This window comes from Thiothrix sp. UBA5583, assembly GCA_002425225.1.
Classification (GTDB): domain Bacteria; phylum Pseudomonadota; class Gammaproteobacteria; order Thiotrichales; family Thiotrichaceae; genus Thiothrix; species Thiothrix moscowensis.
In genome coordinates this window covers 33,950-37,880 of record DILV01000040.1, presented here as the reverse complement: position 1 = coordinate 37,880, position 3,931 = coordinate 33,950, and the positions used below count along the sequence as shown (strand labels likewise).

Genomic DNA, 3,931 nt, shown 5'->3' with positions numbered 1-3,931 from the left:
CATCACTTCCGGTCACACCCAATGTTACCAGTGCGGCATCGGTGAAATCTGGTTCAAGGTTTTGGTACTTTTCCAGTGTGTTGCGGACGATAGGCAAATCCTGTGTGCTGATGTTGTGTAGCGTCAATGCCCCGCGTTCTATCCACTGGAGCAGAGCAAGTTTGCCGGATGTATCGAGGAAAAAGCAGGCTTCCACCACTACAGGCCAGATGGAATGCAATTCGATTTTTCCTAAGCTGCTCAAGAATGCTTGGGCTGAAGTGTGATGTTTGTCGTCTTTGGCAAATAGTGCGACCAGAAAGCCGGTATCAACCCACGCGCTGGTGTTTGGCACGCAATTTCTCCCAGATTTGGCGTTTCAGCGGATCAGTCGGGGCAGATGCAAGACTGCCCGCACCAAACAAATCTTGCCCCAAACTGTAGGGTGTGCGGTTGTCTGTTGCCAATCGCTGGCACAGTTCACGCACCGCCTGCCGCATCAGATCACTTTTGCTGCGCCCTACGCGCCGCGCTGCCATTTCCAGCATATGCTGCTCTTCTGGTGGAAGCCGTACAGAAATTGTCATGGTGTCATACCGTAATACACGATGAGAAAAGTGTAGCAGTAAAACACCATGAGGAAAACCAGCGCACTGGTTTCAAATCTGCCGCACCTGAATGTTCAGTATCTGAATCCGGTAAGCAATTTGGCGGGGTGTCATGTTCAGCAAGCGGGCGGCTTTGGCTTGCACCCATCCCGCTTCTTCCAGCGCGGCAATCACCCGCTCCCGTTCATCGAGATCGGGGTCACTGAAGTCAACCCGTGCTTTGTTATGGGTTTCAAGCGGCGGCAATAGCGTGGTGCGTGCTTCCATCCCGCTCAAACGAATCACCTGTGCGTCGATATGCCCGTCAGGGCTGAGAATGGCGGCGCGTTCCATGCAGTTTTCCAGTTCGCGCACGTTACCCGGCCAATGGTGGTGCATCAGCACCCGTACTGCACTGTCGTTGATGTCCAGCTTGCGCCCCTGTTTTTGCCCAATTTTAGTGACCAGAAATTTTGCCAAATCCGGCACATCTTCCAACCGTTCGCGTAGCGGTGGCATGATAATGGGCATGACATTGAGGCGGTAATACAAGTCTTCGCGGAAGTTGCCTTCACGCACTTCCTGTTCCAGATTACGGTTGGTGGCAGCAATCACACGCACATCCACTTGCAGGGTTTTGCTGCCGCCGACACGCTCAAATTCGCCCTCTTGCAGGATTCGCAGCAACTTGGCTTGGAAGGCGGGGGTAATTTCCCCGATTTCATCCAGAAACAGTGTGCCACCGTCCGCTTGCTCGAAACGTCCTTTACGCTGGCTGATTGCCCCAGTAAACGCACCTTTTTCATGCCCAAACAGCTCGGATTCCAGCAAGGTATCCGGCAACGCCGCACAATTGAGCTTGATGAAAGTGTTATTGGCACGCGGTGAGTGGTAGTGGATAGCGTTGGCAATTAGCTCTTTACCGGTGCCGGACTCCCCACGAATCAGCACGGTGGTATTCCATTTTGCCACCTGCCGCGCTTGGTCGAACACCACCTGCATGACGCGGGTATGCCCAATCAGGTTGGCGAAGCCGGATTCGCCCTTGACCTTGCGGCGCAGCGAGTCGCGTTCCTTTTGCAATTCCTGCCTGTCGTTGGCAACCTGGGTGGCAAGCGCCACGTTTTGCCCAATCAGGTTGCCGACCATTTCGAGGAAACGGCGGCGTTCGCCCAGCAAGTGCAATTCGGCGGGCGGTTGTGCTGCCAACACACCCACGATTTCATCGCCACGCGCCCGAATGGGGACTGCCAGCAACGGTAGATCTGGGTTGTAGACACCCAGTTTGTCGAGAAAACGCGGTTCATCCGCCAGTTTGCGGATAATCAGCGGCTTGTCCATTTCAATGGCTAGCCCCATGATGCCTTCACCAGCCCGGTAACGCACATTGCCGACCGTCAGATGGTCTTCACGGTGCAGTTCAAACAGCAACAGATCGCCGCTGTCATCATCCAATAAACTGACCATGCCGTGTTCGAGCTGACCTTCTTCATGCAACACGCGCAGCACTTCGCGCAAGGTTTCTTTGAGGTTGAGGGAACGGTTCAATACCTTGCTGACGGCGTAGATGCAGGATAACTCGTCTTCCAGCAAGTTGAGGTTTTGTTGCAATTGTGCATTGTCGTGGCTCATTCCATCCCCCCGTTGCTGGCTTTTAGGGGGAGATTGACGCGGATACGGCAACCGTCGGGGTAATCAGGGTCAATGCTGATTGTGCCTTCGTGGTTGTTGACGATTTCTTGCGCCATGCACAAGCCCATGCCGATATTGCCGTTGCCGCGTTTCCAGCCACTTTGGAAGGGTTCAAACACTTTCAGGCGTTGCTTGGGGGGAATGCCGTTGCCATTATCGGTGATTTCCACGTCGATACGGTCGCCGTGCAAGCGGGTTTGAATGCGCAATTCGCGGTAGACACGCCCCGCTTCGTGCAGTGCCAGCAGGGCATTGTCCAACAGGTAGTTAAACAGTCGGCGCAATGCCGCTTCGTTGCCCATGATGGCAGGCAATACGGGTTCGGGTTGCCAATCGACCACCACACCTTCAGCCAGCATCCGGTCGGTTGCCATAATCAGCAAGTCTTTCAGCACCTGATTGATGTTGACCAGGGAATACGTGCCGTGTTCGGCTCTGGGCAAGGCCATGCGCATGGCATTGATGGCGCGGTAAGACGACTCCAGCACTTGTTGCAGCACCGGGTACAAGGCTTCGGTGGAAGAGGGCGGCATCACCAGCGCGGCCTGGATAACGTTGAGCGGGGTTTCCAGTTGGAAAATCGCGCCTGCCAAGGTTTCGCGGATGCTGCTGGTGAGTTCCTGTTCCGCCATTTGCACTTTGAGGTGCTGGATGCGGGCGCGTTCCAGTTCGGCTTTGCGGGTGGTTATATCGGTGGCAACCAATAACAGGTAATGCCCGTTCGGGTTCGCCGGAGCAAAAAAGTTTTGCGCAGCATGGTCGAGTTCGGCGACATGGATGCCGGAAAGCGTAAACCAGCATTCAGTGCCGCTGGGTGCGTCGAAACGGACTTGCACGTCCCGGAAATTGTCGAAGGTTTCCCCGTCCAGCGTTGGCAGCCGATCCTTGAGCGCGTTGAGGAACAGGTGGACGGGTTCGATTGTACCGAATTCGGCTTTCAGGCGTTTGTAGGCTTTGTTATCCATCAGGATATTGCGCTGGTTGTCGAGCAAAACCACGATGGCGGGGGCAAGGTCAAAAATGGTGTCGGAGAGAATTTTCTGGTGCTTGAGTTGCTGTTCCAGGTGGTGGATCACCGAAATGTCGCGGTGCATTCCGAGGAAATTGGTGATAGCCCCCTTGCTATCCAAAACCGGTGCGACACTCACTTCGGCGAGGTAGCGTTCGCCAGCCTTGTTGCGGTTCACCAGCGTGCCGCGCCAATCCTTGCCGCTTTGGATGGTGCGCCACAAATTGCGGTAAATCTCCAGCGGGGTGGTTTTACAGGACAGCACCGATTCGTTTTGCCCGCAAATCTCATCGCGCGAATAGCCGGTTAATTCCTCAAACGCACTGTTGACATAGAGGATATTGGCGCGGGTATCGGTAATGGAAATGGCAACGGGGGCTTGCTCCACGGTTTCAAGGATGGCTTGCAGCGATAAGCCGGGGGTCACATGCTCGAATCCGGCAAGTCTGGCAAGGTCGGCATAGTGGGCGGCGAATGAGGTGCTTGGCTTGTGCATAACGGTTTCCACGATTGCTTTGCTTTATTGCGCTGCAATAGGCGTGCCAGCGGGGAGAAACCCCTCACCCCCAACCCCGCACCCAGCCGCTTTCAGCGTCGTCCCTCAAGGGGAGAGGGGCTAAGACGCTCTTTTTCTTGTTCCCCCTCTCCCCTTGAGGGACGACCC

At 55.2% G+C, this 3,931-nt stretch carries 4 protein-coding genes; all 4 read right to left on the bottom strand.

All coding sequences use genetic code 11. From position 1 onward, the window contains the following. Positions 1-334 (bottom strand): type II toxin-antitoxin system VapC family toxin (locus B2U47_RS17015; RefSeq protein ID WP_296676773.1); only part of this gene is annotated, 334 nt, incomplete at its 3' end. Further along, positions 309-566, bottom strand: coding sequence for a ribbon-helix-helix protein, CopG family (locus B2U47_RS17010; RefSeq protein WP_296676777.1), 258 nt, complete (start codon positions 564-566; stop codon positions 309-311). The genes B2U47_RS17015 and B2U47_RS17010, both read right to left, overlap by 26 nt. 72 nt (positions 567-638) lie before the next feature. Next, on the bottom strand, positions 639-2,198 hold the full coding sequence (nifA, locus tag B2U47_RS17005) for a nif-specific transcriptional activator NifA (RefSeq protein WP_296676780.1): 1,560 nt from the start codon (positions 2,196-2,198) through the stop codon (positions 639-641). Further along, positions 2,195-3,763, bottom strand: coding sequence for a nitrogen fixation negative regulator NifL (gene nifL / locus B2U47_RS17000; protein ID WP_296676782.1), 1,569 nt, complete (start codon positions 3,761-3,763; stop codon positions 2,195-2,197). The genes nifA and nifL overlap by 4 nt, the downstream gene beginning before the upstream one ends. Positions 3,764-3,931 lie beyond the last annotated feature (168 nt).

Coding starts and splice junctions, on each gene's coding strand:
- nifA (WP_296676780.1), bottom strand. CDS start 2,198: ATGAGCCACGACAATGCACAATTGCAACAAAACCTCAACTTGCTGGAA.
- nifL (WP_296676782.1), bottom strand. CDS start 3,763: ATGCACAAGCCAAGCACCTCATTCGCCGCCCACTATGCCGACCTTGCC.
- B2U47_RS17010 (WP_296676777.1), bottom strand. CDS start 566: ATGACAATTTCTGTACGGCTTCCACCAGAAGAGCAGCATATGCTGGAA.